General features: G+C 64.2%; 28 protein-coding genes and 1 tRNA gene. 4 read left to right on the top strand and 25 right to left on the bottom strand.

From position 1 onward, the window contains the following. Positions 1–420: 420 nt before the first annotated feature. From JI745_RS26945 to JI745_RS26675, 9 genes are all read right to left on the bottom strand, one after another. Positions 421–927, bottom strand: coding sequence for an ankyrin repeat domain-containing protein (locus tag JI745_RS26945; protein ID WP_404932868.1), 507 nt, complete (start codon positions 925–927; stop codon positions 421–423). A gap of 159 nt (positions 928–1,086) precedes the next feature. Beyond that, positions 1,087–1,494, bottom strand: coding sequence for a hypothetical protein (locus JI745_RS26105; protein ID WP_201813437.1), 408 nt, complete (start codon positions 1,492–1,494; stop codon positions 1,087–1,089). An 87-nt stretch (positions 1,495–1,581) separates the two neighbouring features. Further along, positions 1,582–2,052: a hypothetical protein gene (locus JI745_RS26100; protein ID WP_201813436.1), complete on the bottom strand. Its 471-nt coding sequence runs from the start codon at positions 2,050–2,052 to the stop codon at positions 1,582–1,584. Positions 2,053–2,146: 94 nt separating this feature from the next. Then, positions 2,147–2,623 (bottom strand): DUF695 domain-containing protein, encoded by a 477-nt coding sequence (locus tag JI745_RS26095; RefSeq protein WP_201813435.1) that lies wholly within the window; start codon positions 2,621–2,623, stop codon positions 2,147–2,149. An 87-nt stretch (positions 2,624–2,710) separates the two neighbouring features. After that, positions 2,711–3,187, bottom strand: coding sequence for a DUF695 domain-containing protein (locus JI745_RS26090; protein WP_201813435.1), 477 nt, complete (start codon positions 3,185–3,187; stop codon positions 2,711–2,713). An 89-nt stretch (positions 3,188–3,276) separates the two neighbouring features. Then, positions 3,277–3,741 carry a RidA family protein gene (locus tag JI745_RS26085; protein WP_201813434.1) on the bottom strand — a complete coding sequence of 155 codons (465 nt, stop codon included), beginning with the start codon at positions 3,739–3,741 and terminating at the stop codon, positions 3,277–3,279. Positions 3,742–3,848: 107 nt separating this feature from the next. Further along, a complete protein-coding gene (locus tag JI745_RS26080) occupies positions 3,849–4,271 on the bottom strand; it encodes a hypothetical protein (RefSeq protein WP_201813433.1) in 423 nt (140 codons plus the stop codon). Positions 4,272–4,342: 71 nt separating this feature from the next. Beyond that, on the bottom strand, positions 4,343–4,753 hold the full coding sequence (locus JI745_RS26075) for a hypothetical protein (RefSeq protein WP_201813432.1): 411 nt from the start codon (positions 4,751–4,753) through the stop codon (positions 4,343–4,345). Positions 4,754–4,863: 110 nt separating this feature from the next. After that, positions 4,864–5,370, bottom strand: coding sequence for an ankyrin repeat domain-containing protein (locus tag JI745_RS26675; protein ID WP_255545792.1), 507 nt, complete (start codon positions 5,368–5,370; stop codon positions 4,864–4,866). A gap of 240 nt (positions 5,371–5,610) precedes the next feature. On the opposite strand from JI745_RS26675, the gene JI745_RS26065 reads away from it, so the two are divergent. Then, positions 5,611–6,594, top strand: coding sequence for an integron integrase (locus JI745_RS26065; protein WP_201813485.1), 984 nt, complete (start codon positions 5,611–5,613; stop codon positions 6,592–6,594). Between the two features lie 213 nt (positions 6,595–6,807). Here JI745_RS26065 and JI745_RS26060 read toward each other — a convergent pair whose 3' ends face one another. The 4 genes from JI745_RS26060 to guaB all read right to left on the bottom strand — a co-directional run bounded on the left by JI745_RS26060 (position 6,808) and on the right by guaB (position 12,816). Beyond that, complete coding sequence (locus JI745_RS26060) at positions 6,808–8,214, bottom strand: site-specific integrase (RefSeq protein WP_201813430.1); 1,407 nt, start codon at positions 8,212–8,214, stop codon at positions 6,808–6,810. 226 nt (positions 8,215–8,440) lie between these two features. Continuing rightward, the gene (gene guaA / locus JI745_RS26055) at positions 8,441–10,045 is read right to left on the bottom strand and encodes a glutamine-hydrolyzing GMP synthase (RefSeq protein ID WP_201813429.1); all 1,605 of its coding nucleotides are present in this window, start codon (positions 10,043–10,045) and stop codon (positions 8,441–8,443) included. Between the two features lie 22 nt (positions 10,046–10,067). Then, positions 10,068–11,324, bottom strand: a complete 1,257-nt coding sequence (locus JI745_RS26050) for an MFS transporter (RefSeq protein WP_236675448.1) — start codon at positions 11,322–11,324, stop codon at positions 10,068–10,070. A gap of 22 nt (positions 11,325–11,346) precedes the next feature. Continuing rightward, positions 11,347–12,816: an IMP dehydrogenase gene (gene guaB / locus JI745_RS26045; RefSeq protein ID WP_201813428.1), complete on the bottom strand. Its 1,470-nt coding sequence runs from the start codon at positions 12,814–12,816 to the stop codon at positions 11,347–11,349. Positions 12,817–13,067: 251 nt separating this feature from the next. Here guaB and JI745_RS26040 point away from each other — a divergent pair, with 251 nt between their 5' ends. Further along, positions 13,068–13,580 (top strand): DUF4124 domain-containing protein, encoded by a 513-nt coding sequence (locus tag JI745_RS26040; protein ID WP_236675447.1) that lies wholly within the window; start codon positions 13,068–13,070, stop codon positions 13,578–13,580. Between the two features lie 7 nt (positions 13,581–13,587). Here JI745_RS26040 and JI745_RS26035 read toward each other — a convergent pair whose 3' ends face one another. Beyond that, entirely contained in the window at positions 13,588–13,896 is a 309-nt protein-coding gene (locus JI745_RS26035; protein ID WP_201813426.1) for an RnfH family protein, read from the bottom strand. Beyond that, entirely contained in the window at positions 13,883–14,338 is a 456-nt protein-coding gene (locus JI745_RS26030) for a type II toxin-antitoxin system RatA family toxin (RefSeq protein ID WP_201813425.1), read from the bottom strand. The genes JI745_RS26035 and JI745_RS26030 overlap by 14 nt, the downstream gene beginning before the upstream one ends. Positions 14,339–14,384: 46 nt before the next feature. Here JI745_RS26030 and smpB point away from each other — a divergent pair, with 46 nt between their 5' ends. Further along, positions 14,385–14,849: an SsrA-binding protein SmpB gene (gene smpB, locus JI745_RS26025; RefSeq protein WP_201813424.1), complete on the top strand. Its 465-nt coding sequence runs from the start codon at positions 14,385–14,387 to the stop codon at positions 14,847–14,849. A 4-nt stretch (positions 14,850–14,853) separates the two neighbouring features. Here the strand turns inward: smpB and JI745_RS26020 are convergent, their stop codons facing one another. The 7 genes from JI745_RS26020 to JI745_RS25990 form a co-directional block, all read right to left on the bottom strand. Beyond that, positions 14,854–16,041: a PLP-dependent transferase gene (locus JI745_RS26020; protein WP_201813423.1), complete on the bottom strand. Its 1,188-nt coding sequence runs from the start codon at positions 16,039–16,041 to the stop codon at positions 14,854–14,856. A 4-nt stretch (positions 16,042–16,045) separates the two neighbouring features. Continuing rightward, complete coding sequence (gene rimO, locus JI745_RS26015; RefSeq protein WP_201813422.1) at positions 16,046–17,434, bottom strand: 30S ribosomal protein S12 methylthiotransferase RimO; 1,389 nt, start codon at positions 17,432–17,434, stop codon at positions 16,046–16,048. A gap of 31 nt (positions 17,435–17,465) precedes the next feature. After that, complete coding sequence (gene phaR / locus JI745_RS26010) at positions 17,466–18,050, bottom strand: polyhydroxyalkanoate synthesis repressor PhaR (RefSeq protein WP_201813421.1); 585 nt, start codon at positions 18,048–18,050, stop codon at positions 17,466–17,468. A gap of 92 nt (positions 18,051–18,142) precedes the next feature. Next, positions 18,143–18,445 (bottom strand): hypothetical protein, encoded by a 303-nt coding sequence (locus JI745_RS26005; protein ID WP_201813420.1) that lies wholly within the window; start codon positions 18,443–18,445, stop codon positions 18,143–18,145. A gap of 70 nt (positions 18,446–18,515) precedes the next feature. After that, positions 18,516–18,590: transfer RNA gene (locus tag JI745_RS26000), tRNA-Val, on the bottom strand. A gap of 43 nt (positions 18,591–18,633) precedes the next feature. Continuing rightward, the gene (locus JI745_RS25995) at positions 18,634–20,877 is read right to left on the bottom strand and encodes a bifunctional (p)ppGpp synthetase/guanosine-3',5'-bis(diphosphate) 3'-pyrophosphohydrolase (RefSeq protein WP_201813419.1); all 2,244 of its coding nucleotides are present in this window, start codon (positions 20,875–20,877) and stop codon (positions 18,634–18,636) included. A 7-nt stretch (positions 20,878–20,884) separates the two neighbouring features. Further along, entirely contained in the window at positions 20,885–21,751 is an 867-nt protein-coding gene (locus JI745_RS25990) for an alpha/beta fold hydrolase (RefSeq protein WP_201813418.1), read from the bottom strand. Between the two features lie 52 nt (positions 21,752–21,803). Between JI745_RS25990 and JI745_RS25985 the strand changes: the two genes are divergently transcribed. Continuing rightward, positions 21,804–22,574 carry a 3-hydroxybutyrate dehydrogenase gene (locus JI745_RS25985; protein ID WP_201813417.1) on the top strand — a complete coding sequence of 257 codons (771 nt, stop codon included), beginning with the start codon at positions 21,804–21,806 and terminating at the stop codon, positions 22,572–22,574. A 105-nt stretch (positions 22,575–22,679) separates the two neighbouring features. Here the strand turns inward: JI745_RS25985 and JI745_RS25980 are convergent, their stop codons facing one another. From JI745_RS25980 to JI745_RS25970, 3 genes are read right to left on the bottom strand one after another with little or no spacing between them, the layout of a single operon-like run. Beyond that, positions 22,680–23,381: an SIMPL domain-containing protein gene (locus tag JI745_RS25980; RefSeq protein ID WP_201813416.1), complete on the bottom strand. Its 702-nt coding sequence runs from the start codon at positions 23,379–23,381 to the stop codon at positions 22,680–22,682. Between the two features lie 18 nt (positions 23,382–23,399). Further along, a complete protein-coding gene (locus JI745_RS25975; RefSeq protein ID WP_404932867.1) occupies positions 23,400–24,557 on the bottom strand; it encodes a DUF1501 domain-containing protein in 1,158 nt (385 codons plus the stop codon). Positions 24,558–24,568: 11 nt separating this feature from the next. After that, positions 24,569–26,047, bottom strand: coding sequence for a DUF1800 family protein (locus JI745_RS25970; RefSeq protein ID WP_201813414.1), 1,479 nt, complete (start codon positions 26,045–26,047; stop codon positions 24,569–24,571). Between the last annotated feature and the right edge of the window lie 170 nt (positions 26,048–26,217).

Genomic DNA, 26,217 nt, shown 5'->3' with positions numbered 1-26,217 from the left:
TAGCCAATGAACCACGAACAGTCAGCACCGGGAAAGCAGTCGGGCGTGTTGTATGCACGACCGCTCTACAGCTAAGCATCATCAGAGTCCGAAATTGCTTCGTTGAACCGATCTAGTTCCCTTTGTGCATTTAAACGATTCGACGCGCGGCGCCAGAACACAAAGGTGGCCAGCGATGCCATAGCGGCGGCTACACAGCCTACGAAGAGAATCGATGAACGCGACGCGAGCGGAGCCATTGCGCCAACTCCAAGCAGAAGAGAGGCCACCCAAACATAAGCAGCTTTCCAAAGACGCGATGTTCTAAGCATGGGCTGTTTCGGTGCCGCCTAACGTTTGACATGAGAGGCGGCACAAGGGCGTAGCCCTTGTGACGTCCTCTCGATGGAAGGGTTAGAGCGCACCGCGCCGCACTGCGACTCAGTGTCTTGACGCAAGTAGTGCAACGCACGCCTCCTTGCCTGCAGCTTGCGCCACATCTAGTGCCGTGCCGCCAAAGGTGCTTTTGAGTTGGCTGTCTGCGCCTCTGGCTAGGAGCAACTTGATCATTTCTGAATGACCCTCTTCCGCGGCTATGTGAATTGGAGCCTCTGCGAAGTCGGCCTGTTCATTGACGTCTGCTCCTGCATCTATCAGAAGGCGAGCGACCTCTACGTTTCCGCCTCGTGCGGCCTTGTGCAACGTAGGTTCAAGTTGGCCGTCTACCTTGAGTGCTGCTCCGGCGCCTAGCAGAATCTTCTCGGTTTCGGCTCGCCCATGTGAAGCAGCGAAACACAATGGTGTTTCACCCATGCGGCAAACGACGTTTACTTGTGCTCCCAACTCCAATATGGAACCGATTGCGCTGTTTGACTCGCTTAGCACTAGGAGGTGAAGCGCTGTTTCCCCGAGTGAAGTGCGCTCGTTGATCAGGCGTGGTTCTCGCATTGCCACGGAGATTCCTGCCTCTAGTGAGTGCTCGTATGCGGTGACTAGCCCGACTAAGCCCGCGTCATCCATAGTGCGCTCTAACGTTTGACATGAGAGGCCAGGCCCGGCTTTGCCGGGACTGGTCCTCTCGATGGAAGGGTTAGGCGGCATTCGCGCCTACTCCTTAAGAAGGATGGATTTCGCCCCTGCAAGCCAATTGGAAAGGCATTTGACATCTTCGACGCATCTCAGTTTTGTTCGAGTGGCCTCGAAGTCAGACCTACTTGAGACGATGAGGACGAACGCGTCGCCTTCACTATCGAACCTCCCGGCGATTCGCGGCACGTTGTGCTTAACGACTTGCTCGATGGAAGGGCCGTTGCCGCTGAAGCCATAGAGTTCAAAGAGCTTGACGAAAGACTTCTTTCCCGCTCTCTCGTCGATCTCGACCGGGATAACAAAAGTCAAAAGCTTTTCATCCGAGAGGAGCTTCGGAGCGTAGTAGTCATCAGGGTTGGCGCTTACCGCTGCGTTGCAACCACCAAATAGTAGTGAGATCGAAGCAACGATGACTGGGGTTCGCATATGAAAAGTACACGCTCTGATGGCGCCTAACGTTTGACATGAGAGGCTCGACCCGGCTTGCCGGGGCGAGTCCTCTCGATGGAGGGGTTAGGCGTCGTTGTGTGCGCCAAGCTCATAGATATGCCAGACATGACGGAGATGCACATAGCGAAGAAGCGCGGCATCGGGACTGTTCTCAGCGGTAATGACGACATCTTTTTGAGTGGCCTCTGCCAACTGCTCAATGAACCGCAGGACACAAGCATGTTCTTCCGGTCCTGCTATCTCTCTTGGATCTATGTCCAACTCAATCTCTTCGAGGATGAAGAAGTGGCAGTTGATCGAGACATTGCCGGCCTGCACGGATAACAAGTGAGAATGTTCTCGATCGCCAAGGAGAGCTTTGGCGTTTGGCAACACGGCGACCACACCATCTTTTGTGTATTCATGCTTGTGCGCTCGCGCAAACGCGATTAGCGTCTCCCAGTCCTCGATGGTGGTGTTGAAGACGTATACGTCTCTAAGTGATCCATCGACGAACCTCAAGTCAGACGGTTGATTGATGCGCGGGCGGTTCATGAGTGGACTGACGACGCCTAACGTTTGACATGAGAGGCGGCGCAAGGGCGTAGCCCTTGTGACGTCCTCTCGATGGAAGGGTTAGGCGCTTGTCTCACTTGCGCACCTGCTTCCTGAATCTCTCGTATGTGCTCCAAGTCGGATCAGCGCCAACGTGTATTTCGACCGGAAACTTCTTCTCACCTGCAAGTGCTCGATTGAGTGCTGTAAAGAATTGCTCTTCCGACTTTGTGTAGTAGGTCCACTCGCGACTGCCGTTTCCCGTGGATACGAGGACCAGCGCTGCAAGCCCTGATTTTTCGACAGTTGGCTCAAGAAGGTCTTCGAACCTTTCCATGCGCTCGCGCTCCGGCGTGACGGGCATTCCTTTGTTACCTTGATAGCGCCAAACGACAACTACGCGAACTGGAAAAGTCTCGCGATTCTGCTTTGGCGGAGGTTCGTCTAGATACCGAAAGACGATTGCCTTGTCTTCAGAGGAGTGCTTCGATGTCGCAATGGCCCAGGTCTGAGCACTGGCGGCCGCCGGGAACGCGGCGAAGAGCATCACTGAGAGAATCTTGCGGAGCATCTTCAAGCGCCTAACGTTTGACATGAGAGGCGGCGCAAGGGCGTAGCCCTTGTGACGTCCTCTCGATGGAAGGGTTAGGCGCTTGTCTCACTTGCGCACCTGCTTCCTGAATCTCTCGTATGTGCTCCAAGTCGGATCAGCGCCAACGTGTATTTCGACCGGAAACTTCTTCTCACCTGCAAGTGCTCGATTGAGTGCTGTAAAGAATTGCTCTTCCGACTTTGTGTAGTAGGTCCACTCGCGACTGCCGTTTCCCGTGGATACGAGGACCAGCGCTGCAAGCCCTGATTTTTCGACAGTTGGCTCAAGAAGGTCTTCGAACCTTTCCATGCGCTCGCGCTCCGGCGTGACGGGCATTCCTTTGTTACCTTGATAGCGCCAAACGACAACTACGCGAACTGGAAAAGTCTCGCGATTCTGCTTTGGCGGAGGTTCGTCTAGATACCGAAAGACGATTGCCTTGTCTTCAGAGGAGTGCTTCGATGTCGCAATGGCCCAGGTCTGAGCACTGGCGGCCGCCGGGAACGCGGCGAAGAGCATCACTGAGAGAATCTTGCGGAGCATCTTCAAGCGCCTAACGTTTGACATGAGAGGCGCTTGGAGGCCGTAGGCCGGAAAGCGTCCTCTCGATGGAAGGGTTAGGCGTCGCTGCCTTACGAGAACTCAACGACCGCCTCAATTTCAACCGCGAAACCTTTGGGGAGAGAGCCAACGCCGATGGCGGACCTAGCGTGCTCACCTTTCTCGCCAAAGACCGAAACCAGAAGATCAGAGCAGCCGTTGATGACCTCGGTGTGAGAGGTGAAGTCCGGGTGCGCATTGACCATGCCAAAGACCTTGACCACTCGGCTTACTCGATCAAGATCCCCCAGGGCATCTTTGATGCTGGCAAGAAGGTATAGACCCACTTCTTGTGCATAGGCTCGTGCCTGCTCAACAGTGATCTCTTGTCCCACCTTGGGGACGGGGTGTCCGTCTTCCCGCAGTGGCGCGCCCTTACCCGACAAGTACAACATCGGGCCTGAGACTACGTATGACCGGAAGTTGCCGCGTGGCTTGGTGACTGCGGGCAGCACTAGGCCTAGGTCTCGAAGGCGTTGGTCAGCAGAGGAGGTCATTTCGCCAGTGTATTGAAGCAACGCAACGGCGCAATGTCTGCGACGCCTAACGTTTGACATGAGAGGCATGACCCGGCTTGCCGGGGCATGTCCTCTCGATGGAAGGGTTAGGCCTCAACTCGCTTGAAGAACTCGATGTTGTAGCCGACGAGTACATACATGTGGTTCCCCTCAAAAAAGTACTGCTTCAACTCTTGGGTGCCGGCGAGTTTGTGAGAGATGCAGACAGACCGTTCGTCAGATGCTAGAACCGTGTACTGACCAGAAAACTTGTCTTCGTCAAAGGTGCCGTAGTAATGCGTTTCCGTGACTCGAAGTACAAGCTTGCCGAAGATGCTTTCGAACTTCTCTCGTTGCACGCTGTCTAGCGGCCTTTCGTATCGCCACCGTTCGATGGTTCGCTCCTTGTCAGACTTCCAAGTGCCAAGAAGGCGCTTGTCAATTCTTCGCTGCGGTTTGGAGGCAAGAGCCGACCCGCCAGCGAAGGACAGGCCGGCAAGTGCAAAGACAGAGAGGATGTTGCGGCGCATTTGTTGAGGCCTAACGTTTGACATGAGAGGCGCTGACCGGCTTGCCGGGCAGCGTCCTCTCGATGGAAGGGTTAGGCGCCGCCATCGAGGTCTCGTGCATCTTCGATTGATGCCCAGTCTTTCATATCGACGACGACGCGATTGGCAACAAAGTCAAAGACGTCATCGAATGTCTCGGACACGATATTCCAGGTTCGTGGTGACTCGCTCGACCCTGAATCGAATACCGGGTGGAAGCAAATGACGCGATTCATCACCTTTCCATCCTGAATCTCCAACCCCGCGAAATCATCGCAGTCTTGGCGCTGTGCGAATACCAAGACTTGACCGCGACTCACATCTTCCCGTGCAAAGGCTCGAGCAGCGAAAGCAAACTGATCTGGCTCTGTGAAGAAGTGCCACGGTGCGAAATGAACGAGGTCCTGGCATAGGAACCACCGCAGAGGATTGGGCCAATCGTGGCTGATCTTTGAATGATGCACGGTGGACTGCCTCCTGCGGCGCCTAACGTTTGACATGAGAGGCGCTGACCGGCTTGCCGGGCAGCGTCCTCTCGATGGAAGGGTTAGAGCGCACCGCGCCGCACTGCGACTCAGTGTCTTGAAGCAAGTAGTGCAACACACGCCTCCTTGCCTGCAGCTTGTGCCACATCTAGTGCCGTGCCACCAAAAGTGCTTTTGAGCTGACTGTCTGCGCCTCTGGCTAAAAGCAACTTAATCATTTCCAAATGACCCTCTTCCGCGGCTATGTGAATTGGAGCCTCTGCGAAATTGGCCTGTTCGTTGACGTCTGCACCTGCATCGATCAGAAGGCGGGCGACTTCTACGTTTCCGCTTCGTGCGGCCTTGTGCAACGTAGGTTCAAGTTGGCCGTCTACTTTGAGTGCTGCTCCGGCGCCTAGCAGAATCTTCACCGTTTCAGCTTCCCCATGTGAAGCAGCGAAACACAATGGTGTTTCACCCATGCGGCAAACGACGTTTACTTGTGCTCCCAACTCCAATATGGAAACGATTGCACTGTTTGACTCGCTTAGCACTAGGAGGTGAAGCGCTGTTTCCCCGAGTGAAGTGCGTTCGTTGATCAGGCGTGGTTCTCGCATTGCCACGGAGATTCCTGCCGCTAGTGAGTGCTCGTATGCGGTGACTAGCCCGACTACGCCTGCGTCATCCATAGTGCGCTCTAACGAGAAGTAGACGGCCGAAATGTCGCTTTGCAAAGCGACGTTATCCACCCGGCGCTCAAAAAGTCTTTTGCCCTCAATGTGTTCCCCCTGCCCTTCAATCGTCGGTGCCGGAACGTCCCGGTGCCCACATTGGAGAGCACTTTGTCCGAATCGTCTATCCCTGCAGCGCAGTGCGAACTCGTCCTCAAGCCACGCCTGCTGGATCAGGTGCGTGACTGCTTGCGCCGTCGTCACTACAGCCTGAGGACGGAGAAGGTCTACGTGGGATGGATCCGCCGCTTTATCTTGTTTCACGGGAAGCGACACCCCGCGGACATGGGGCCGGAGCAGGTCGATGCGTTCCTCAGCCACTTGGCTCGCCATGAAAAGGTCGCCGCCTCGACGCAGAATCAAGCACTGTCGTCATTGCTGTTCCTGTACCGCCATGTCTTGAGTGCACCTCTGCCATGGTTGGACAATCTGGAGCGCGCGAAGCGCCCTGCCCGGCTGCCCACGGTTCTCACGGAAACTGAGGTGAGGCGAGTGTTGGGGGCCTTGGAGGGGTCACGCTGGCTGATGGCTTCACTTCTGTACGGTGCGGGACTGCGCCTCTTGGAGTGCCTGGGCCTACGCGTCAAGGACGTGGCCTTTGAGCGACGTCAGCTTGTGATTCGCGACGCCAAGGGCGGCCGGGATCGAATCACCGTCCTACCGGACTCGTTGAGCGGCCCGCTCCAGGATCACCTTGCACGGGTAAGAACGTTGCATGAGCAAGACTTGCGTGGCGGGTTCGGTCGAGTCGCATTGCCGTATGCCCTTGAGCGCAAGTACCCGAGGGCGGGCTTGCAGTGGGCGTGGCAGTTCGTCTTCCCTTCCGGTCGCGTTTGCACGAGTCCTTACACAGGTCAGCAGGTACGTCATCACGCTCACCCGAAGACACTGCAACGAGCCATCTCTCAGGCCGCACGGACAGCACAGATTCTTCGCCCAGTCACGCCGCATACCTTCCGGCATTCTTTCGCCACGCATCTGTTGGAGTCCGGAACTGACATCCGCACTGTGCAGGTGCTGCTTGGCCACAAGGACGTCGCGACAACGATGATCTACACGCACGTCATGAAGCAGCCGGGCATCGGGGTGCGAAGTCCTCTTGATCGGTGACAGCGAAAGCGGACATTCGACGACGCAGTTTGAATGACGCACGCATTGCGAGGCCGTCCTCTATGCCGGACGTAAGACGCACTGTCGAGTGTTCTGTGCGATTTTCGCCTGAACGGCCTACGCGGCCGGTCATTGGCGAGAGGGGGGCAAAGCGCGCAGTTTCTGCTCGGGACGTCCGCATTGCGACAACCATAGCCGCGGCGCCAGCGACGTCTACAGGTCCATGTCCTGCTCGTCGCTGGAGGCCTCGTCGATCATGGCCCTGCCTCGGGCGACCGCCTGGCTCGCGGTCTCGCCCCGCATCCAGCAGTCCAACATGTTGGCCCACGCCTGCATGAGTGCGCGCCTCGGCCCCGACAGGCGCGCGTGGTTGTATGCGGCCGCAACCTGATCCTTTTTCTGGTGCGCAAGGGAGGCTTCAATTAGAACCTCCGGAAAAAGAGCGTCGTTGAGCCGTGAAGAAAACGTCCGACGGAGGTCGTGGACGGAGACCGGCAGAAAACGCTCCTGGTCTGGCTTTCGGTCCTCATTGATTCGGTCCACCGCCGCGGTGATCGTCCGGTTAAGCGTGGCCTGGCTGAGAGGCTCGACAGAGTCATAGCGGCTCGGATGGAGGTGCTTGCTCGACGGGAAGCAGGTCCTGAGCGTCGTCAGGATGTCGAGCGCCTGCTCCGCTAGGTAGACCGTGTGCGACTTGCCGGCCTTCATTCGCTCGGCCGGGATCAACCACTGCGCCCGTTCCCAATCCACTTCCGACCAGGTGGCCCCAACAAACTCGCCCTTGCGAACACCCGTCAGCAGCATGAACCGGACCGCCAGTCTCAACGTCGGGGCGGTACCGGTCTGCTCCAGCGCATCGAGCAAGGCCTTGATCTCGTGGCGACTGAGGTTGCGCTCGCGGGGCATGAAGGTCGCGTAGGCCTTGCGGGCGAGCGCTTCGGCAGGATTGCTGACCTCGACGCCTTTGCCGGTGGCGAATCGGTAAACCTGCAACACCAGTTCCCTGGCGTGCACGGCAGGACCAGGCCCGCGTTCGCTCTTCACGCGATCAAGCAACTCAGCCAGCGCGACCGGTTTGATCTCATTGAGGTTCAGCTTCGCGAACGGGCCGGCGAGGATACGGTTGTAAATCGACTTGCGCAACGCAAGGGTGCTGTCGGCCAGCCGCTCGCCGCCGCTCTTGGAGTCGGACTTGAACTCGAAGTACCGAGTTGCCCACCGTCCGAAGCTCAAGGCATCCGCGACCTCGCTGCGCTGCTCGACCTTGGCACGAGCCGGCGAGCGGCCGGAACTGACATCGACACGCGCCCGCGCCAGAAGAAGGCGCGCTTCCTCCAGCGTCAAATCCATGCCGTAGGCCAAGTGGGAACGCTGCGCGTGACGCGCCACCGGCTCGTGGCGGCCGATGGTCAAGGTTTCCCGCCGGCCACCCAGCCGGTAGTCGTAGCGGAATGACCTACTGCCGCTTGGCGAAACGACGACGTACAGGCCATTGCCACCGTCGGCGACTTTGTACGGCCGCTCACGAGGCTGAAGGTCGCGCAGCTTGGCTTCCGTCAAACCTTGGCGAGCTTTGGCGCTCGCGTGCCCGCTGCGGGCGCGATCTGTCGAGGTGTCCATGAAGGCTCCGATACTTTGCACGACGCAGGATCGCGATACCGTCACGAGGGCTGACGGTATCGCCGAGGACCTGCTAGCGTAGGTGCTCGGATACCGCCAAATCAACCGTCAGGACGCCTGGGACGTCGCGAGATCGGCTGGGACGACTCTGGACGCTAAGTCCTTGTCCGCACAGCGAAATCGGATTGTTCTGGGATGACCTAAGACACCGCTGGACGATCTTGGCTCATTCCCACTCGATGGTCGCGGGCGGCTTGCTCGAGACGTCGTAGGTCACGCGGTTGATGCCGCGCACCTCGTTGATGATGCGGCCCGACACCTTCTTGAGCAGCGCATACGGCAGTTCGGCCCAGTCGGCGGTCATGAAGTCGCTGGTCTGCACCGCGCGCAGCGCCACCACGTAGTCGTAGGTGCGGCCGTCGCCCATCACGCCCACGCTCTTGACCGGCAGGAAGACGGTGAAGGCCTGGCTCGTCAGGTCGTACCAGGTCTTGCCGCTCGGCTCGTCGCGGAAGTTGCGCAGTTCCTCGATGAAGATCGCGTCGGCGCGGCGCAGCAGGTCGGCGTATTCCTTCTTCACTTCGCCGAGGATGCGCACGCCGAGGCCGGGGCCGGGGAACGGATGGCGGTAGACCATGTCGTGCGGCAGGCCGAGCGCCACGCCCAGCTCGCGCACTTCGTCCTTGAAGAGCTCGCGCAACGGCTCCAGCAGCTTCAGGCCCAGCTGCTCGGGCAGGCCGCCCACGTTGTGGTGGCTCTTGATCGTGGTGGCCTTCTTGGTCTTGGTGCCGCCGCTTTCCACCACGTCGGGGTAGATCGTGCCTTGCGCCAGGAAGGTCGCACCCTTGTGCCCGCCACCGCTGGCCTTGAGCTTCTCGGCTTCGGCCTTGAAGACGTCGACGAAGAGCTTGCCGATGATCTTGCGCTTCTGCTCGGGCTCGGGCTTGCCGGCCAGTTCGCCGAGGAACAGCTCGCTGGCATCGACGCGGATGACCTTCGCGTGCAGCTTGCCGGCGAACATGTCCATCACCATGTCGCCTTCGTTCAGGCGCAAGAGGCCGTGGTCGACGAACACGCAGGTGAGCTGGTCGCCGATGGCGCGGTGGATCAGCGCCGCGGCCACGCTCGAATCGACACCGCCCGAGAGGCCGAGGATCACCTCTTCGTCGCCCACCTGCTCGCGGATGCGCGCCACGGCTTCATCGATGTAGTGGCCCATCACCCAGTCGGCCTTGGCGCCGCAGATGTCGAGCACGAAGCGGTTGAGCAGCTCGCGGCCCTGCACGGTGTGCGTGACCTCGGGGTGGAACTGCACGCCGTAGTAGCCGCGCGACTCGTCGGCCATGCCGGCGATCGGGCAGCTCGGGGTCGAGGCCATCAGCTTGAAGCCGGGCGGCAGCTTGGTGACCTTGTCGCCGTGGCTCATCCACACCTTGAGCATGCCGTGGCCTTCGGTGGTGGAGAAGTCCTCGATGCCCTGCAGCAGCCTGGTGTGGCCATGCGCGCGAACCTCGGCATAGCCGAACTCGCGGTGCGTACTGGCCTCGACCTCGCCACCCTGCTGCACCGTCATCGTGAACATGCCGTAGCAGATGCCCAGCACCGGCACGCCCAGGTCCCACACGGCTTGCGGGGCGCGCAGTTCGTGGTCTTCGTACGTGCTCGCGTGGCTGCCGGAGAGGATGATCCCCTTCGGCTTGAATTCGCGGATGAACTCGTTGCTGACGTCGTTGGGATGGATCTCGCTGTAGACATGCGCCTCGCGCACTCGGCGCGCGATGAGCTGCGTGACCTGGGAGCCGAAGTCGAGGATGAGAATCTTGTCGTGCATGGTGAAGCTCTGTCGGTGGGGCTCAGACGTTCGGTTGTGGCGCCAGCTCGGGCGGCCGGCGCGAGAAGTGCCACAGCGCGACCGCCGTGGACGAGGCCATCAGGATGGCGCAGAAGAAGAACGGCGCGCCGGCGCGCCAGTCGCCCGCCGGCAGGTGCGACACGGCGCCCAGCAGCGAGGTGCCGATCACCGGGCCGATGACGTACATCAGGCTCGTCAGCGCCGCCACCGCGCCCATGGTGCGGCCCTGCGTGGTGGCATCGGCCGCGTTCGACACCAGCGACTGGATCGACGCCTGCACGGTGAAGCCAAAGAGGTTCAGGCCCATCACCACGTACATCATCCAGCCTTGCGTGGAGAGCGCCCACAGCGCGTAGCAGACGCTCGCGGAAAGGAGGCCGATCGTGGCCAACCGGCGCGCGCCGAAGCGCCCCAGCAGGCGCTTGAGCAAGACGCCCTGCACCAGCACCGACAGCACGCCCACGGCGAACAGCGACCAGCCGTTTTCCATCGGCCCCCAACCGAAGCGAAAGCCGGTGTAGAGCACCCAGCTGCTGCGCAGGATGGAATCGGTCAGCGCGCCGAAGGCCACCACCAGCACGAGCAGGCCCACGCCTTCAAGGCGGGTGAGTTGCGTCAACGACTGGATGGGGTTGAGCGCGCCCCAGGTCACCGGCTTGCGGTTCGCCTGCGCCAGCGATTCGGGCAAGACGAAGTAGCCGTAGACCAGGTTGAGCAGCGCGAGCACGCCCGAGGCATAGAACGGCAGGTGGATGTCGATGTCACCCAGCAGCCCGCCCATCACCGGGCCGAGGATGAAGCCGAGTCCGAACATCGCGCCCATCTGGCCGAAGCGCCGGGCGCGGTCTTCGGGGGCGGTGATGTCGGCCACGTAGGCGTTGGCCACGCTGACATTGGCCTGCAACGCGCCGCTCACGAGGCGGATCGCGACGAGTTGCCCCAGTGTCGCGGCCAGGGCCGTGCCGAAGTAGCTGAACGCGAAGCCGCAGAAGCCGAGCAGTAGCACCGGGCGGCGGCCATAGCGATCCGACAGCGCTCCGAGGATCGGTGCGCAGAAGAAGTTCGCCACGCCGAAGGTGAACATGATCGCGCCGAACCAGAAGGCCTGCTCGGCGCGATCGCTGGTGAAGCGCCCGACCAGCTCGGGCAGCACGGGGATGATCAAGCCGATCGACACCATGTCGATCAGGACCGTCAGCAAGATGAAGCGCATCGCCGCGGGGCGGGCCGCGGCGACTTCGGTCGTGTTCAGACTCATCTTCCAGAGGGCGTTGCCGCCCTCATTCCATGCGGTAGTTGGGCGCTTCTTTGGTGATCTGCACGTCGTGCACGTGGCTCTCACGAATGCCCGCCGAGGTGATCTCGACGAACTCGGCCTTGTTGCGCATGTCGTCGATGGTCGCGCAACCGCAGTAGCCCATCGAAGCCCGGATGCCACCGGCCATCTGGAAGATGATGCTGACGAGCGAACCCTTGTACGGCACGCGGCCCTCGATGCCTTCCGGCACGAGCTTGTCGGCGTTGGGGTTGGCGCCAGTGTTGTCCTGGAAATAACGGTCGGCCGAGCCCTGCTGCATCGCGCCGATGGAGCCCATGCCACGGTAGCTCTTGTAGCTGCGGCCCTGGAACAGCACGATCTCGCCCGGCGCCTCTTCCGTGCCGGCGAACATGCCGCCCATCATCACCGCGTGGGCGCCGGCGGCGATGGCCTTGGCGATGTCACCGGAGTAGCGGATGCCACCGTCGGCGATCAGCGGCACGCCGGTGCCGGCAAGTGCCTTGGCCACGTTGTCGATCGCGGTGATCTGCGGCACGCCCACGCCGGCCACGATGCGGGTGGTGCAGATGGAGCCGGGGCCGATGCCGACCTTCACGCCATCGGCACCCGCTTCGACGAGCGCCAATGCCGCCGCGCCGGTGGCGATGTTGCCGCCGATCACGTCGACCTGCGGATAGTTCTGCTTGACCCAGCGCACGCGCTCGATGACGCCGGCGCTGTGGCCGTGGGCGGTGTCGACCACCAGGGCATCGACACCGGCCTTGACCAGCAACTCGACGCGCTCCTCGGTGCCCTCGCCCACGCCGACCGCCGCGCCGACACGCAGCTTGCCTTGCGCATCACGCGCGGCATTGGGGAAGTTGGTCTGCTTGGTGATGTCCTTCACCGTGTAGAGGCCGCGCAGCTCGAAGGCGTCGTTGACGACCAGCACACGCTCCAGCTTGTGCTTGTGCATCAGCGTCTTCGCCTCGGCGAGCGTCGCGTTTTCGCCCACGGTGATGAGCCGCTCGCGCGGCGTCATGATCTCGCTGACCGGAATGTCCATGCGCGTCTCGAAGCGCAAATCTCGGCCGGTCACGATGCCGACCACCTTGCCTTCGTCGACGACCGGGAAGCCGGAGATGCCGTGCTGGCGCGACAGGTTGATCACGTCGCGCACCGGCACCCGGGGCGCGATGGTGATCGGGTCACGGAGCACGCCCGACTCGTAGCGCTTGACCCGCGCCACCTCGGCCGCCTGCTGCTTGGGCGACAGGTTCTTGTGCACGATGCCGATGCCGCCCTCCTGGGCGATGGCAATGGCGAGCCGCGCCTCCGTCACCGTGTCCATGGCGGCGGACACCAGGGGCAGGTTCAGGCGGATGTTGCGGGAGAGGTGGGTGGAGAGCGAGGTGTCGCGCGGCAACACCTGGGAGAACGCCGGCACCAACAACACATCGTCGAAGGTGAGCGCTTTGCCGAGAAGGCGCATGAGGAAGCTCCTGACGCAAAAGCGAATTATACGGACGCCCGGGCGATCGCCTCGCCCGGCGCCTCGCGGCCTCGTTGCAACGCCGACTTGGCCCGGTCCGCGGCAATAGTTCACGGAATCCGCGGCGTCATTGAAACCATTGGCGACAAAGGCCGTACCGAGACGCCTCGTCGGGCGTTAGGGAGGTTTCGCAGGACTACACTTTCAGGATGACACTCGCTCGTTCGCCTCGCATTGTTCGGCTCGCAGCCATGACCGCTGCAGCCCTGTTTGCCATTGGTCTGAGCCAGCCGGCGGCAGCCCAATGGAAATGGAAAGACAAATCCGGTCGCGTGCAATACAGCGACCTGCCGCCGCCGCCGAACGTGAGCGAGTCCGAGATCCTTCAGCGCCCAAGCGGCGCCGCGGCTCGCAAGCCGCCGCCCTTCGCTGCCAACAGCGCCCAGGCAGCCGCTGCCGCCATGGCTGCTTCGGCCGCATCGGCGCCCGAGGGCGGGCAGCCCAAGGGGGTCGAGACCGAACTAGAAGCCAAGCGCCGCAAGGCGGCCGAGGAAGACGCGGCCAAGCGCCGTGCCGAGGAAGAAAAGCAGAAAGTCGCCCGGGCCGACAACTGCCAGCGCGCCAAGGCCAACCTGCGTGCGCTTGATGAAGGCATGCGCATGGCCCGCATGAACGAAAAGGGCGAGCGCGAGATCCTCGACGACAAGGGCCGCGCCGAAGAAGCGAAGCGCACCCGCGACATCATCGCGAGCGAGTGCAAGTAAGGTTGCCTCAGCGCGCCTGCTTGGCGCGGTGGCTGCGGTATCGCAAGCGCCGCGCTTCCTTCGGGTCGACCTTGAGCGGCCGGTACACCTCGACGCGATCGCGGTCGCGCAACGGATGGTCCAGTGCGCGCAGCGCACCCCACACACCGACTGACAGCGTCTCGAGCACCAGCTCGGGATGCACGGTGAGCACGCCACTCTGCAGGATGGCATCCTCGACACGGCTGCCCGCTGGAAGCCTCAGCGCCCAGCGCTCCACCTTCCCCGGCTTCGGGCTGTAGGCCAGCTCGATCGCCAGCGGCTCAGCGTTCGCCATAGACCTGTGCCGCGCGCTTCACGAACGCGTCGACGAAGGTGTTGGCGACCTTGTCGAACACCGGGCTCAGCACCATCTCGAGCGGCCGGTTCGAAAACGCATAGCGCAACTCAAACTCGATCTTGCAGGCCGATGCGGGCTGCGCGCCGGGCAGCGTAAGGGGCACGAAGCGCCAGGAGCCGTCGAGCACCGAGAACGGCCCGTCGACCAGCGACACCGTGACGCTGCTGTCGACCACGTGCGTGTTGCGCGTGGTGAAGGCATGGCGCAGGCCCCCATAGGCGAGGTGCAGCCTCGCTGTCATTCCCGCGTCGTCACGCGACAGCACCTCAGCCTTCTCGCACCACGGCAAGAACTTCGGGTACGACGGGATGTCCACGACCAGCGCATACATCTCGGGGGCTGAATACGTGAGGAGAACGGACTTCCGAACCTGCTTCATAGAATCCAGGGATTGTATTGAGGGCCTCTCGCCCCACCTGTGCCCCATGTCCATTGCCGAAAACCGCCGCGCCCGTTTCGACTACCACCTCGAAGAGAAGTACGAGGCGGGCATGGTCCTGCAGGGCTGGGAGATCAAGGCCATCCGCGCCGGCCAGGTGCAGCTGACCGACGGCTACGTGATGATCCGTGATGGCGAGCTGTACCTGATCGGCTGCCGCATCAACGCCCTGCGCAGCGCGTCGACCCATGTGCACCCTGAGGCCGACCGGACGAAGAAACTCCTGATGCACAAGGCCGAGATCAAGCGCCTGATCGGCAAGGTGGAACAGAAAGGCTTCACCCTCGTACCGCTCGACCTGCACTACAAGGGCGGGCGCGTGAAAGCGGAGATTGCGCTTGCCAAGGGCAAGGCCGAGCACGACAAGCGCAACACCGAGAAGAAGCGTGATTGGGACCGGGAGAAAGGCCGCTTGATGCGGCACAAGGTCTCGTCAGGCCCGAAGGAATGATCCCTCAGGGCCCGAGGGCCTGCAGCGCCTGCTGGCAGTCGTGGATGAGGTCTGCAGCGGCCTCCAGGCCGATCGAGAAGCGCACCAGCGTCCCGCTGTAGGCCGGCACGTCGCGCATGATCTTCAGGTTGTACGGCACTGCCAGGCTCACCGGGCCGGCCCACGAATAGCCAATCTTGAAGACGCGCAACGCGTCGATGAAGGCAAACACCTGCTCGGGGCTGTAGCGCTCGTTGAACACCACCGAGAACAGCCCCGCAGCGCGCGTGCACAGGCGTTTCCAGCATTCATGCCCGGGCGAGCCGGGCAAGGCCGGATGCAGCACCTGCACCACCTCCCGCCGCTGTGACCACCAGGCAGCCAGCGTGCGCGCGGCCGCATCCTGGGCCTCGTAGCGCAGGGCGAGCGACGGCAGCGAGCGCAGCACGAGTTCGACATCGTTGCCACCCACGCCCCACCCCATGCGCATGTGGCAGAACTTGAGCTTCAAGTGCAAGGCTTCGTCACGGGTGGTGGCCGACCCCATCAGCACGTCGCCGCCACCCGAGGGGTACTTCGTCAGCGCCTGCACGGAAACGTCGACACCCAGCGGCTCGCCTTCGTGGGTCAATTCGAACGGGTCGAACGCAATGCCAGCGCCCCAGGTGTTGTCGAGCGCCACGGTGAGGCCATGCTCGCGTGCCACCTTCACCAGCGCTGGCAGATCCGGAAACTCCATCGTCACCGAGCCTGCCGCTTCGAGCCAGAGCAGCTTTGTGTGCGGGCCGATCAGCGCAGCCAAGCCGCGCGCGTCCATCGGATCGTAGAAGCGGTGCGTGATGCCCCAGCCCGCCAACTCGTTGCGGGCCAGCTCCTTGTTGGGACCGTAGGCGTTGTCAGGGATCAGCACCTCGTCGCCCTGCCTCAGGAGCGCCATGTCCACCAAGGTGATCGCGGCGAGCCCGCTGGGCACCAGCAGCGTCTGCAGACCGCCCTCCAGCGTGGCAATGCGCTCTTCCAGCGTGAAGGTGGTCGGCGTGCCGTGCAGGCCGTAGGTGTAGCCGGACTTGGAGCGCCAGTTGCGCGCCTGCAGGGCCGCGACATTCGGAAAGAGGACCGTCGAGGCCTTGTGGACGCCCGGTGCGACGCCGCCGAAGCCCTCCGGCGGCACATAAGCGTGGTGGATCAGCTGGGTGCGCTTGTCCTGGCTCATGAGCTCAGATCGGTTGCGCAACCAGGTCGTGGCCGCGCGTGTCGACGATTCGGGCCTGCGTGAACTCGCCCACCTTCAGCGTCTTCGACAGCTTCTGCGGCGCGAGCAACTGCACGGTGCCGTCGATCTCGGGCGCGTCGGCATAGCTGCGGCCCACACCCCCCTTCTTGCCCATGGCCGGTGCGGAATCCACGAGCACCTGCATCGTCGCACCGACGCGGCGACGCAGCTTGACAGCCGAGACTTCCTCGGCCACGGCCATGAAGCGTGCGCGGCGCTCCTCGCGCACTTCGACGGGCACCGCGTTCGGCAGCTCGTTGGCTGTTGCGCCTTCGACCGGGGAATAGGCGAAACAGCCGGCGCGGTCGATCTGCGCCTCGCGCATGAAGTTGAGCAGGTGCTCGAACTCGGCCTCGGTCTCGCCGGGGAAGCCGGCGATGAAGGTGCTGCGCACCACGAGCTCGGGGCAGGCTTCGCGCCAGCGCAGCAGCCGGTCGAGGTTTTTCTCGCCGTTGGCCGGGCGTTTCATGCGCTTGAGCACGTCGGGGTGGGAGTGCTGGAACGGCACGTCGAGGTACGGCAGGATCAGGCCCTCGGCCATCAGTGGCAGCACCTCGTCGACGTGCGGGTACGGGTAGACGTAGTGCAGCCGCACCCACGCGCCATGTTGCTGCGCCAGCGCACCGAGGTTCTCGCACAGGTCGAGCATGCGGGTCTTGACCGGCTTGCCATCCCAGAAGCCGGTGCGGTACTTCACGTCGACGCCGTAGGCGCTCGTGTCCTGGCTGATGACGAGCAGTTCCTTCACGCCGGCTTCGAAGAGGCGCTGCGCCTCCGAAAGCACGTCGCCGATGGGCCGCGACACCAGGTCGCCGCGCATGCTCGGGATGATGCAGAAGCTGCAGCGGTGGTTGCAGCCCTCGCTGATCTTCAGGTACGCGTAGTGCTTGGGCGTGAGCTTCACGCCCTGCGCCGGCACCAGGTCGACGAAGGGGTCGTGGGGCTTGGGCACGTGCTTGTGCACGGCGTCCATCACCTCGTTCGTCGCATGCGGCCCGGTCACGGCCAGTACGCTCGGGTGCATCTGCTGGACCAGGTTGCCGCCGCCGTCGCCCGCCTTCGCACCGAGGCAGCCGGTCACGATCACCTTGCCGTTCTCGGCCAGCGCCTCGCCGATGGTGTCGAGGCTTTCCTTCACCGCATCGTCGATGAAGCCGCAGGTATTGACGATCACGAGGTCGGCCCCCGCGAAGGTCTTGGAGGTGTCGTATCCCTCGGCGCGCAGCTGGGTGAGGATGAGTTCGGAGTCGGTCAGCGCCTTGGGGCAGCCGAGGGAGACGAATCCGATCTTGGGGGCCACGCCTGGCGGCGTGGCGAGGGTGTCTTCTGTCATCCGGGGATTTTCCCCCGAAACGACAGCCGGGTCAGCGCTTGGGGCCGCCGAAACCGGGCATCCCAGGGAAGAAGGTCTCGGCCTGCTTGGCCATCTGCTCCTGCATCTTCTCGAACATGTTCTTCGACTGCTCGAGGTAGTTGCCCATCAGGTTCTGCACGCCGGGGGCCTGGCCGTTGAGGAATTGCGTCCAGACCTCGGGGTTCATCATGTTGGCGTCGTACAGCCCCTTGGACTGCTCGGCCAGGTTCTTCTGGATGTCGGTGAAGGTCTGGAGGTTCTTCTCGAGGTAGGAACCCATCATGCCCTGCATGGCGTGCCCGTAGAACCGGATGATCTGCGCCAGCATCTGTGACGAGAACATCGGCACGCCGCCGGTCTCTTCCTCCAGGATGATCTGCAGCAGGATGCTGCGGGTGAGGTCGTCGCTCGTCTTGGCGTCCCGCACCACGAAGTCTTCGCCGTCGAGCACCATCTTCTTCACGTCGGCCAGCGTGATGTAGCTGCTGGTCCGGGTGTCGTACAGGCGGCGGTTGGGGTACTTCTTGAGAATGCGCTGGCTGGTGCTCTCGGCGCTGCCGTCGTCGGTGGTCGAAGCGCGGCGGGATGAGGCCATTCAGAAAACTCCTGTCAATCCAGTGTGCAGGTGTGCGAAAAGATTCTAGGAGGCCACCCCTTCACCCTGCGGAGGGTTTTCCCGCCCGCGTTTCAGCGCTGCGGTGGGTCGCCGGCCGCCGGTGCTTCAGGGTCGAACGGCTGGACGCCCAGGCGCTGCGTCGTGGCTTCGACCTCTGCGGCCAACCGCGCCAGCTTCTGGCTCAGACCGCGCCAGTTGCGGATGGCCTCGTTGACCGGGTCCATCGGGTAGTAGACCTTGAGCGGCTTGTCCTGTGCAGCAGAAAGTGCAAACCGCACCAGGTCGTTGAGCTGGAAGGCGTAGTCGGCCATCAGCGCGCGGGTCTCGGCCACGTGCGCGTCGATCATCTGCTGGCGGCGAGGCGTCATTTCCATGCGCAAGCTCCTGGGCCCAAAAGGAAAGAGCCCGTTCCTTGCGGAACGGGCTCTTCAGGTCTGACGTGTTTGGTGGGCGATGAGAGGGTCGAACTCCCGACATCCTCCACGTCAAAGAGGCGCTCTACCACTGAGCTAATCGCCCGAGCCCGTGACTATAGCACTGGTCTTGGCCCGCCCAAAGGCCGTCATTTGCGACGGGCGCCACGCACACCGGGAATTCTCGCCACCGTCGCCAGCACCTGCGCAAGCCGCGCCGAGTCGGCCACCTCCACGGTGAAGGTCATCCATGCGGTGAGGCCGAGGGGGCCCTTGATCGTCTGCGTGCTGACGCCGGTCACGTTCATCTTGTCCTTGGCAAAGATTTCGGAGATGTCGCGCAGCAGGCCCTGCCGGTCGGCCGCTTCCACCAGCACGTCCACGGGGTACAGCGCCGGCTTGTCGCCACGCGGCGCGCCCCAGGCCACGCTGATGACGCGCTCCGGCGTGCGTGCGGCCATCTGGCGGAAGTTGATGCAGTCGCTCCGATGGATGGCCACGCCCTTGCCGCGCGTCACATAGCCGCTGATGGCGTCGGGCGGCGCGGGGCGGCAGCAGCGGGCCAGGCTCGTGAGCAGGCTTTCCACGCCCACCACCAGCACCCCACCCTTGCCCGCCGCATCGGCCTGCGGCTTGCGCAGCGTGATGGTGTCATCCGCTGGCGGCGCCGGTTCGGCGGGGCGCAGCAGGTTCTCGATGTTGCGCAGCGAAAACTCGTCCTTGCCGACCACCTCGAACAAGGCATCGGCATTGCGAAAGCCGAGCTGCGTGGCCAGGTCATCGAGCTTCATCGCCGTGCGGCCTTCGCGCTGCAGCAGCTTCTCCACTGCTTCTCGCCCCCGCGCGATGGTGTCTTGCAGCGCCAGCGCGTTGAACCAGGCGCGCACCTTCGCCTTTGAGCGCTGGCTCTGCAGGTAGCCGAGCTCGGGGTTGAGCCAGTCGAGCGACGGCCCGCCTTCCTTGATCGTGTTCACTTCGACCGTCTGGCCGCTCTGCAGCGCGGTGTTGAGCGGCACCATCACGCCGTCGATCTTGGCGCCACGGCAGCGATGGCCCAGGTTGGTGTGCACCGCATAGGCGAAGTCGATGGGCGTCGCACCGACGGGCAACTCGATCACCGCCGCCTGCGGCGTGAAGACGTAGATGCGGTCGTCGAAGACACCTTCCTTGAGCTCGGCATCCTCACCCGCCTCGACGAAGTCGCGCTCCCACGCGAGCAGCTGGCGCAGCACGGCCTTGCGCGCCTCGGCCACCTGGGCGTCGAAGTCACCCGCGGCACTGACACCCGCATAGCCCTTCGCCCCGGCCTCCTTGTAGGCCCAATGTGCCGCCACGCCGTGCTCCGCATGCTCATGCATGGCACGCGTGCGGATCTGCACTTCGACCGGCCGCTCCAGCGCGTCCAGCACCACGGTGTGCAGCGACTGGTAGCCGTTGGGCTTGGGCTTGGCGATGTAGTCGTCGAACTCGCCCGCCACCGGCCGCCAGACCTCGTGCACGCGGCTCAGCACGGCGTAGCAGTCGCGCACGTCGCCCACGATCACGCGCACGGCGCGCACGTCGAACACATGGTCGATGTCCAGTCCCTTGCCGCGCATCTTCTTCCAGATGCTGTAGAGGTGCTTGGGCCGGCCCTGCACCTCGGCCTTGAGCCCGGCACGCGCAAGCTCTTCGCTCAGCCGCAGGCGAAACGCCTCGACGCCCTGCTCCCGCTCGACCCGCTTCTCGTCGAGCAGCTTGGCCACCATGCGGTACGACTCGGGCTCGAGGAAGCGGAAGGCCAGGTCTTCCAGCTCCCACTTGATCTGCCAGATGCCCAGCCGGTTGGCGAGCGGCGCAAACACCTGCATCGACTCGCGCGCGAGCAGCACCGGGCACGGCTGCTTGCTGAGCGCGTAGTGCCGCAACGTCTGCAGGCGCGAGGCCAGGCGCAGCAGCACGACTCGCAGGTCGCGCGAAAACGCCAGCAGCATCTTGCGGACACGCTCCGTCTGCTCGGCGCGCTTTTCGTCCTGCACCTTCGCTTCACGCGCCGCGCGCTGGATCTGCACCAGCTTGCGCGTGTGGGTCACAAGGCCGGCATACGACGGCCCGAAGGCCTTGCTGACCATCTCGTCCGGCTTGGACAGGTAGTCGCCGGCGTAGACGAGGTAGGCCGCCGCGCCCATGGACGGCGCCGCGCCGATGCCTAGCAGGATGCCGGCCACGCCTTCTGCGTGCGTGAACGCGTCCTCGCCCGTGTCGAGCACCTGCCCACTGAGCAGCGGCTCGGCGAACGCACGGGCCCGGGCGAGTTGCGAAACCTCGGCCTCGCGGGTGTCGTCGGGGTCGACGTCGGCGAGCTGGACGATGGCGGCAGCCGGCACGCGGCCGTCCGACGGACCGGTCTTCATGCGCGCTTCATGGGCGGAGAAGGAACTCCCGCACCGCCGCGACCTGGTCGGCCGCATGGAGCATCGGCGCGTGGCCCACGCCGGCGAACTCGCGCAGCTCCGCCCTGGGGCCGCGCTCGGTCATCGACTTGGCCGTGGCGGGTGACAGCAGGTCGGACTCTGCCCCGCGCAGCAGCAGCACGCGGCAGCGCAGGCTGTCGTACATCGCCCAGATCTGCGCTTCACCGGCCTTGACGATCTCAGGCGTGAGGCCGCGGAAAGGCACCGCGATGTTGAGGTCGTAATGCGGAACGAACCCATCGCCATCTGGCTTGATCATCGGCCGCGTCAGCGCGAGCCACTGCTCTCGGGTGTGCGGCCCGAAGCCCTGCGAGATGGCCCAGAGCGCGTCGGCCGCTTCTTCCAGGCTCTTCCAGCGCGACGGAGCGCCGAGGTAGGTGCCGATGCGTGCGAGAGCGTCGAGCTCGACCACCGGCCCCACGTCGTTGAGCACCAGGCGAGAGATCGGCGAGTTCTTGAGCGCGCCCACCACGAGCCCGATCAAACCGCCCATCGAGGTGCCCACCCAGTGCACGGTGCCGGCGTTCAGCCGGGCCAGCAGGGTGACCATGTCCGCCGCATAGGCGGGGATCTGGTATCCGGACGGATCTGCCAGCCGGTCAGACTCGCCGCGACCCACGACGTCCGGACAGACGACACGGTACTCGTCGCACATCGCCTGGGCGAGCGTGTCGAAGTCACGCCCTTGCCGCGAAAGACCGTGCACACAGACCAGCACCTTCGGGTTCGCCGGGTCGCCCCACTCCCAGTAGGCCATGCGGTGCAGGCCCTGGGTGTCCAGGCATTGCACATGGTTCAGGCGTGGTTCATGCATGGTGTTGCGGCTCTAAGATTCGACGCACTGTATTTCAATCGGAGGTTCGACCATGCTGAAAGGGAAAACTGCTCTCGTCACCGGCTCCACCAGCGGCATCGGCCTCGGTGTGGCGCTGTGCCTCGCGCGCCAGGGCGCCAACGTGGTGCTCAATGGTTTCGGGGAGTACGAGACGGCCAAGGCCCAGGTCGCCGCGCTCGGCGTCAAGGCCGGCTACCACGGGGCCGACATGAGCAAGCCCGCCGAGATCGAGGCCATGATGGCCTACGCGGAGAAAGACTTCGGCGGCGTCGACATCCTCGTCAACAACGCCGGCATCCAGCACGTGGCGCCGGTGGAAGACTTTCCCGTCGCCAAGTGGGACGCCATCATCGCCATCAACCTCAGCTCCGCCTTCCACACCACGCGCCTCGCCATCCCCGGCATGCGCAAGAAGAACTGGGGCCGCGTGATCAACATCGCCTCGGCGCACGGCCTCGTGGCCTCGGCTCAGAAGTCGGCCTACGTGGCGGCCAAGCACGGCATCGTGGGCTTCACCAAGTCGATCGCGCTGGAGACCGCCACGACGGGCATCACGTCGAATGCCATCTGCCCGGGCTGGGTGCTGACGCCACTGGTGCAGAAGCAGATCGACGACCGCGCCGCGCGCGAAGGCATCTCGGTCGAGAAGGCCAAGGTCGAGCTGCTGGGCGAAAAGCAGCCGTCACTGCAGTTCGTGACGCCCGAGCAGCTGGGCGAGCTGGCAGTGTTCCTGAGCTCACCGGCCGCCGACCAGATCCGCGGCGTGGCCTGGAACGTCGACGGCGGCTGGGTCGCCCAGTAACCGAGCCCCCCAGTCGCTTCGCTCCTGCCCCCAACGGGCGCCACCCGTTGGACCGGCAAGCCGGCTCCAAGGGTGTTAATTGATGTGAGCGCCGCGTTGCTGGCTCTACTTGGTCAGTTGCACCGTACCGTTGACAGTGACCGTTACGGTGCCCTTGCCCAGCTCGACGGGCAGCGACTCGGACGCATCCGACATCGCCTTCGCCCGCATCATCGGCGCGGCCGCATACATCGGCGGCTCGTTGCTGCTGACCTGCACCTCGCGCAGGGTGTAGCCGGTGAAGCCGAAGAGCCGTGCCGACTCGGCGGCCTTCGCCTTGTAGCGCGCCACGGCTTCGGCCGTGGCCTCGCCTTCCACCTTCTCGCGCTGCTCGCGCGACAGCGACGTGCCCACGCGCGCGATGGTCATCGTGGTGATGCGGCCGGTGAGCTGCGCGATGCCGGGGATGTCCCTGCCCTCGATCGACAGCTCGGCCGTGCCCTGCCATCCGGTGATGACACCCTTGTTGGAATAGCGGGGGAAGAGCGAGAAGTTGCCGGTGCGCAGCTCGATCTGGCCCGGCTTGGCGGATTTCTTGGCCTCGGCCAGCGCCGCATCCAGCGCCTGCTTGAGCTGTGACTGGACAACCCCTGCCTCGGCGCCGTCACGCGTCGTCGACAGGGTGACGCTCAGCACGTCGTTGTTGACCTGGATGCTCGAGCTCGCCGACAAGCCCACCACGTTCTGCGGCGCGGGCTGGTCGGCCCATGCCGTGGAGGTCGCAAGCGCAGCGGCAAGGGTCATGGCGAGGACGGATGTGCGGGTCATGCAAAAAGCTCCTTTTCATCAAACTTCGAGGAAGGGCAACAGGTCGAAAGTGCCGCGCACCACCGGCTCGGGGTTCACCCCCCACCAGCGGCGCGCGATGGTCGCATAGAGCTGCCGGAAGTCCGCGGTGTGGACGAGGTTCTGGCTGCCGTCGAGCCGGTCGAGGTCGGGCATGGTGCCGATCACCGTGCCGCCCTTCACCGCCCCGCCTAGCACGAAGTGGGGCGCGGCGGTGCCGTGGTCGGTGCCGCCGCTCTGGTTTTGCCGCGCGCGCCGGCCGAATTCGGAATACGTGACGACGAGCGTGCGCTCCCACGCGCCTGCCTGCTCGAGCCCGGCCTTCAGCGCGGCCAGGCCTTCGGCCAGCTGCTTGAGCAGGTTGGCATGCGTGCCCAGCTGGCCTCGGTGCGTGTCGAAGCTCCCGTGCGTGAGGTGGAACACCGGCACGCCGCCCCGGCCCTTCTGTCCGGCCACGATCTGGCAGGTGGCGCGCACCGCCTGGCCGAAGGTGTGCGGCGGGAATTCGGTCGCCATCGTCACCGCCTGGCCGCGCAGGCCATCGGCCGCCTGCAACACGCCCGATTCGACACGCAGCACGTGCTCGAGCGCCGCGTTGCCCTGCGCATTCGCCGGCCGCAGCAGCCGGGCCTGGTTGACGTAGGCTTCGGCGTTGGTGAGCGAGATCGCGTTGGCACCACTCAACGCCCCGAGGCTCGCGCTGCCGATGGCCACGCCCTCGGTGGTGTGGCGCTGGCTCTGCCGCAGGCCGGCCGACATCGCGCGGGCGACCCAGCCTTCGTCGAGGTACTCGGTGGCGCGCGAGGCGGTGTCCCAGATCTCGATGGAGCGGAAGTGCGACAGGTTCGGCTGCGGGTAGCCCAAGCCGAGCAGCACGACGAGCTCACGCTTCTCCCACATCGGGATCAGCGGCGCGAGCGACGGGTGCAGGCCGAGCGCACCGTCGAGCCGCAGCACCTCATCGGCTTTCAGCGCGAGGCTCGGGCGCAGCTGCGCATAGGTCGGGTGGGCGTAGGGCACGACGGTGTTGAGGCCGTCGTTGCCGCCCTTCAGCTCCACCAGCACCAGCACCCGGCCGGCGGCTGACGCGGCCGACTGGGCCCAGCCCAGTGCCGGGAACGCCAGGCCGCCGAGCGCGAGGAGTTGTCGTCGATCGATCATTGGCAGCCTCACTTCAATTGGTAGACCGGGTCGAGGCTCAGCGCCCGCAGGTAGGACAGCCCGACCGTGCCGGCCGGGACCGGCTGCACCGGTGGCGCCGACAGCACGGCCTCGACGAGCTTCTCGCGCGCCGCACCGTCCGGTTCGCGGTCGGGCGACGCGCCCAGCGGCTTGAGCCACGACTCGGCATCGAATCGCATGCCGAAGCTCTGCCCGGCCGGAGCCTCCATGCGCGCCTGGCGCAAGGCACGGCGTTCGCGGGCCCGCGCCTCCTGCATCAGCTCGCGCACCATGGGGCTTGCGTTGGCGTTCATCATCGCGCCCTCGTCGCCGGCTTCCAGCGCGCGGAAAAGCCGCTCGGTGAAACGCTTGCGGTCGAGCAGGCTCGTGCTCGTGATCCACGCGGTGTAGCCGGGCCAGCCCTTCACGTTGGGCGGGTCGAAGAGCATCTGCCCCTGGCGCGAGGTCACCGCCACCAGCGGCAAGGCGCTGTCGAGCTGGATCTCGAACTGGCGCAGCGCGCCGATCGCCAGCTCGACCGGCGATTTGACGAGCACCGCCCGGTTGGCCGGCGCCCAGAACGCGTCGCTCAACAGCAGCTCGCGCACGGCTGCATCGATGCGCCAGCCGCTGCTGCGAAACCGCTGCGCGATCGGTTCGACCGCCGCCGCATCGGGCGTCGGCGACACGAACTCGCGCCACAGCTTGCCAACGATGAAGGCGGGTGCCGCGGCCTGGTCGAGCATCACGTCGAGCGCGGCGCCGGCGTCGAAACGGCCCCGCCGGCCGAGCAGCGTCTTCTCGCCGTTGTCGTGCAGGCGCGGGCGGAACTGCGCCGTCCACTCTTCACGGTTGACCGTCCAGCCCGAGAAGGCACGGGCTGCCTCGCGGATGTCCTGCTCGACGTAGTGGCCCTCGCCGAGCGTGAAGAGCTCCATGACCTCGCGCGCGAAGTTCTCGTTCGGCGCTTCGACACGGTTGGCCGCCCCATCGAGGTAGACCAGCATCGCGGGGTCGCGCGCCACGCCATGCAGCAGTTCGCGGAAGGACCCGAGCGCGTGCTGCCGCAGCAGCTGGTGCTGCACGAACATGCCCTGTGCCTGCTGCACCTTCTGCATCGAGGTGGCGAAATGGTTGTGCCAGAAGAGCGTCATCCGCTCGGCGAGCGGCGCGGGGCTCTCGCGCATCTCCTGCAGCCACCACGCGGCAAGCGAGACGATGTCCGCCCGCGCCTGCTGGCGGGCGGCACGGCGCGCGTCTTCGTCGGGCAGCCGGCCATAGGGCGTGCGGATGGGCTCTCGCGTGAAGGCGGGCGCCGCATGCCGCGGTGTGCTGCGCCGCGCGCCGGTGAGCAAGCGATCGACGGCATCGGCCGGCGCGAGCCCAACCCACGCCGAGACTTCAGCCGGCGACGGCATGAAGCCGGTGCGCCCCAACAAGTGCCGGGCATCGGCCGACGAGAGTCGAGCGGGAAGGGTCGTGCTCATGTGCCGCCTAACGTTGCCCGCCGTGTGTTGGCCGACACGCCGCAAGGGCTTCACAAAGCTTTGCTTCCCCTCTCGGCCCGGGCGTCATAGATTTGTAACAGGTGGTCAGGCGCCCCGAAAACCATAGGTAAACCTGATCACAATCGCCGCTGTTACAAATACGGAGACGC

It is taken from the genome of Piscinibacter sp. HJYY11 (assembly GCF_016735515.1).
Taxonomy (GTDB): Bacteria; Pseudomonadota; Gammaproteobacteria; order Burkholderiales; family Burkholderiaceae_C; genus Rhizobacter.
The sequence above is the reverse complement of the archived record's forward strand: the minus strand, read 5'-3'. Positions and strand labels throughout refer to the sequence as shown.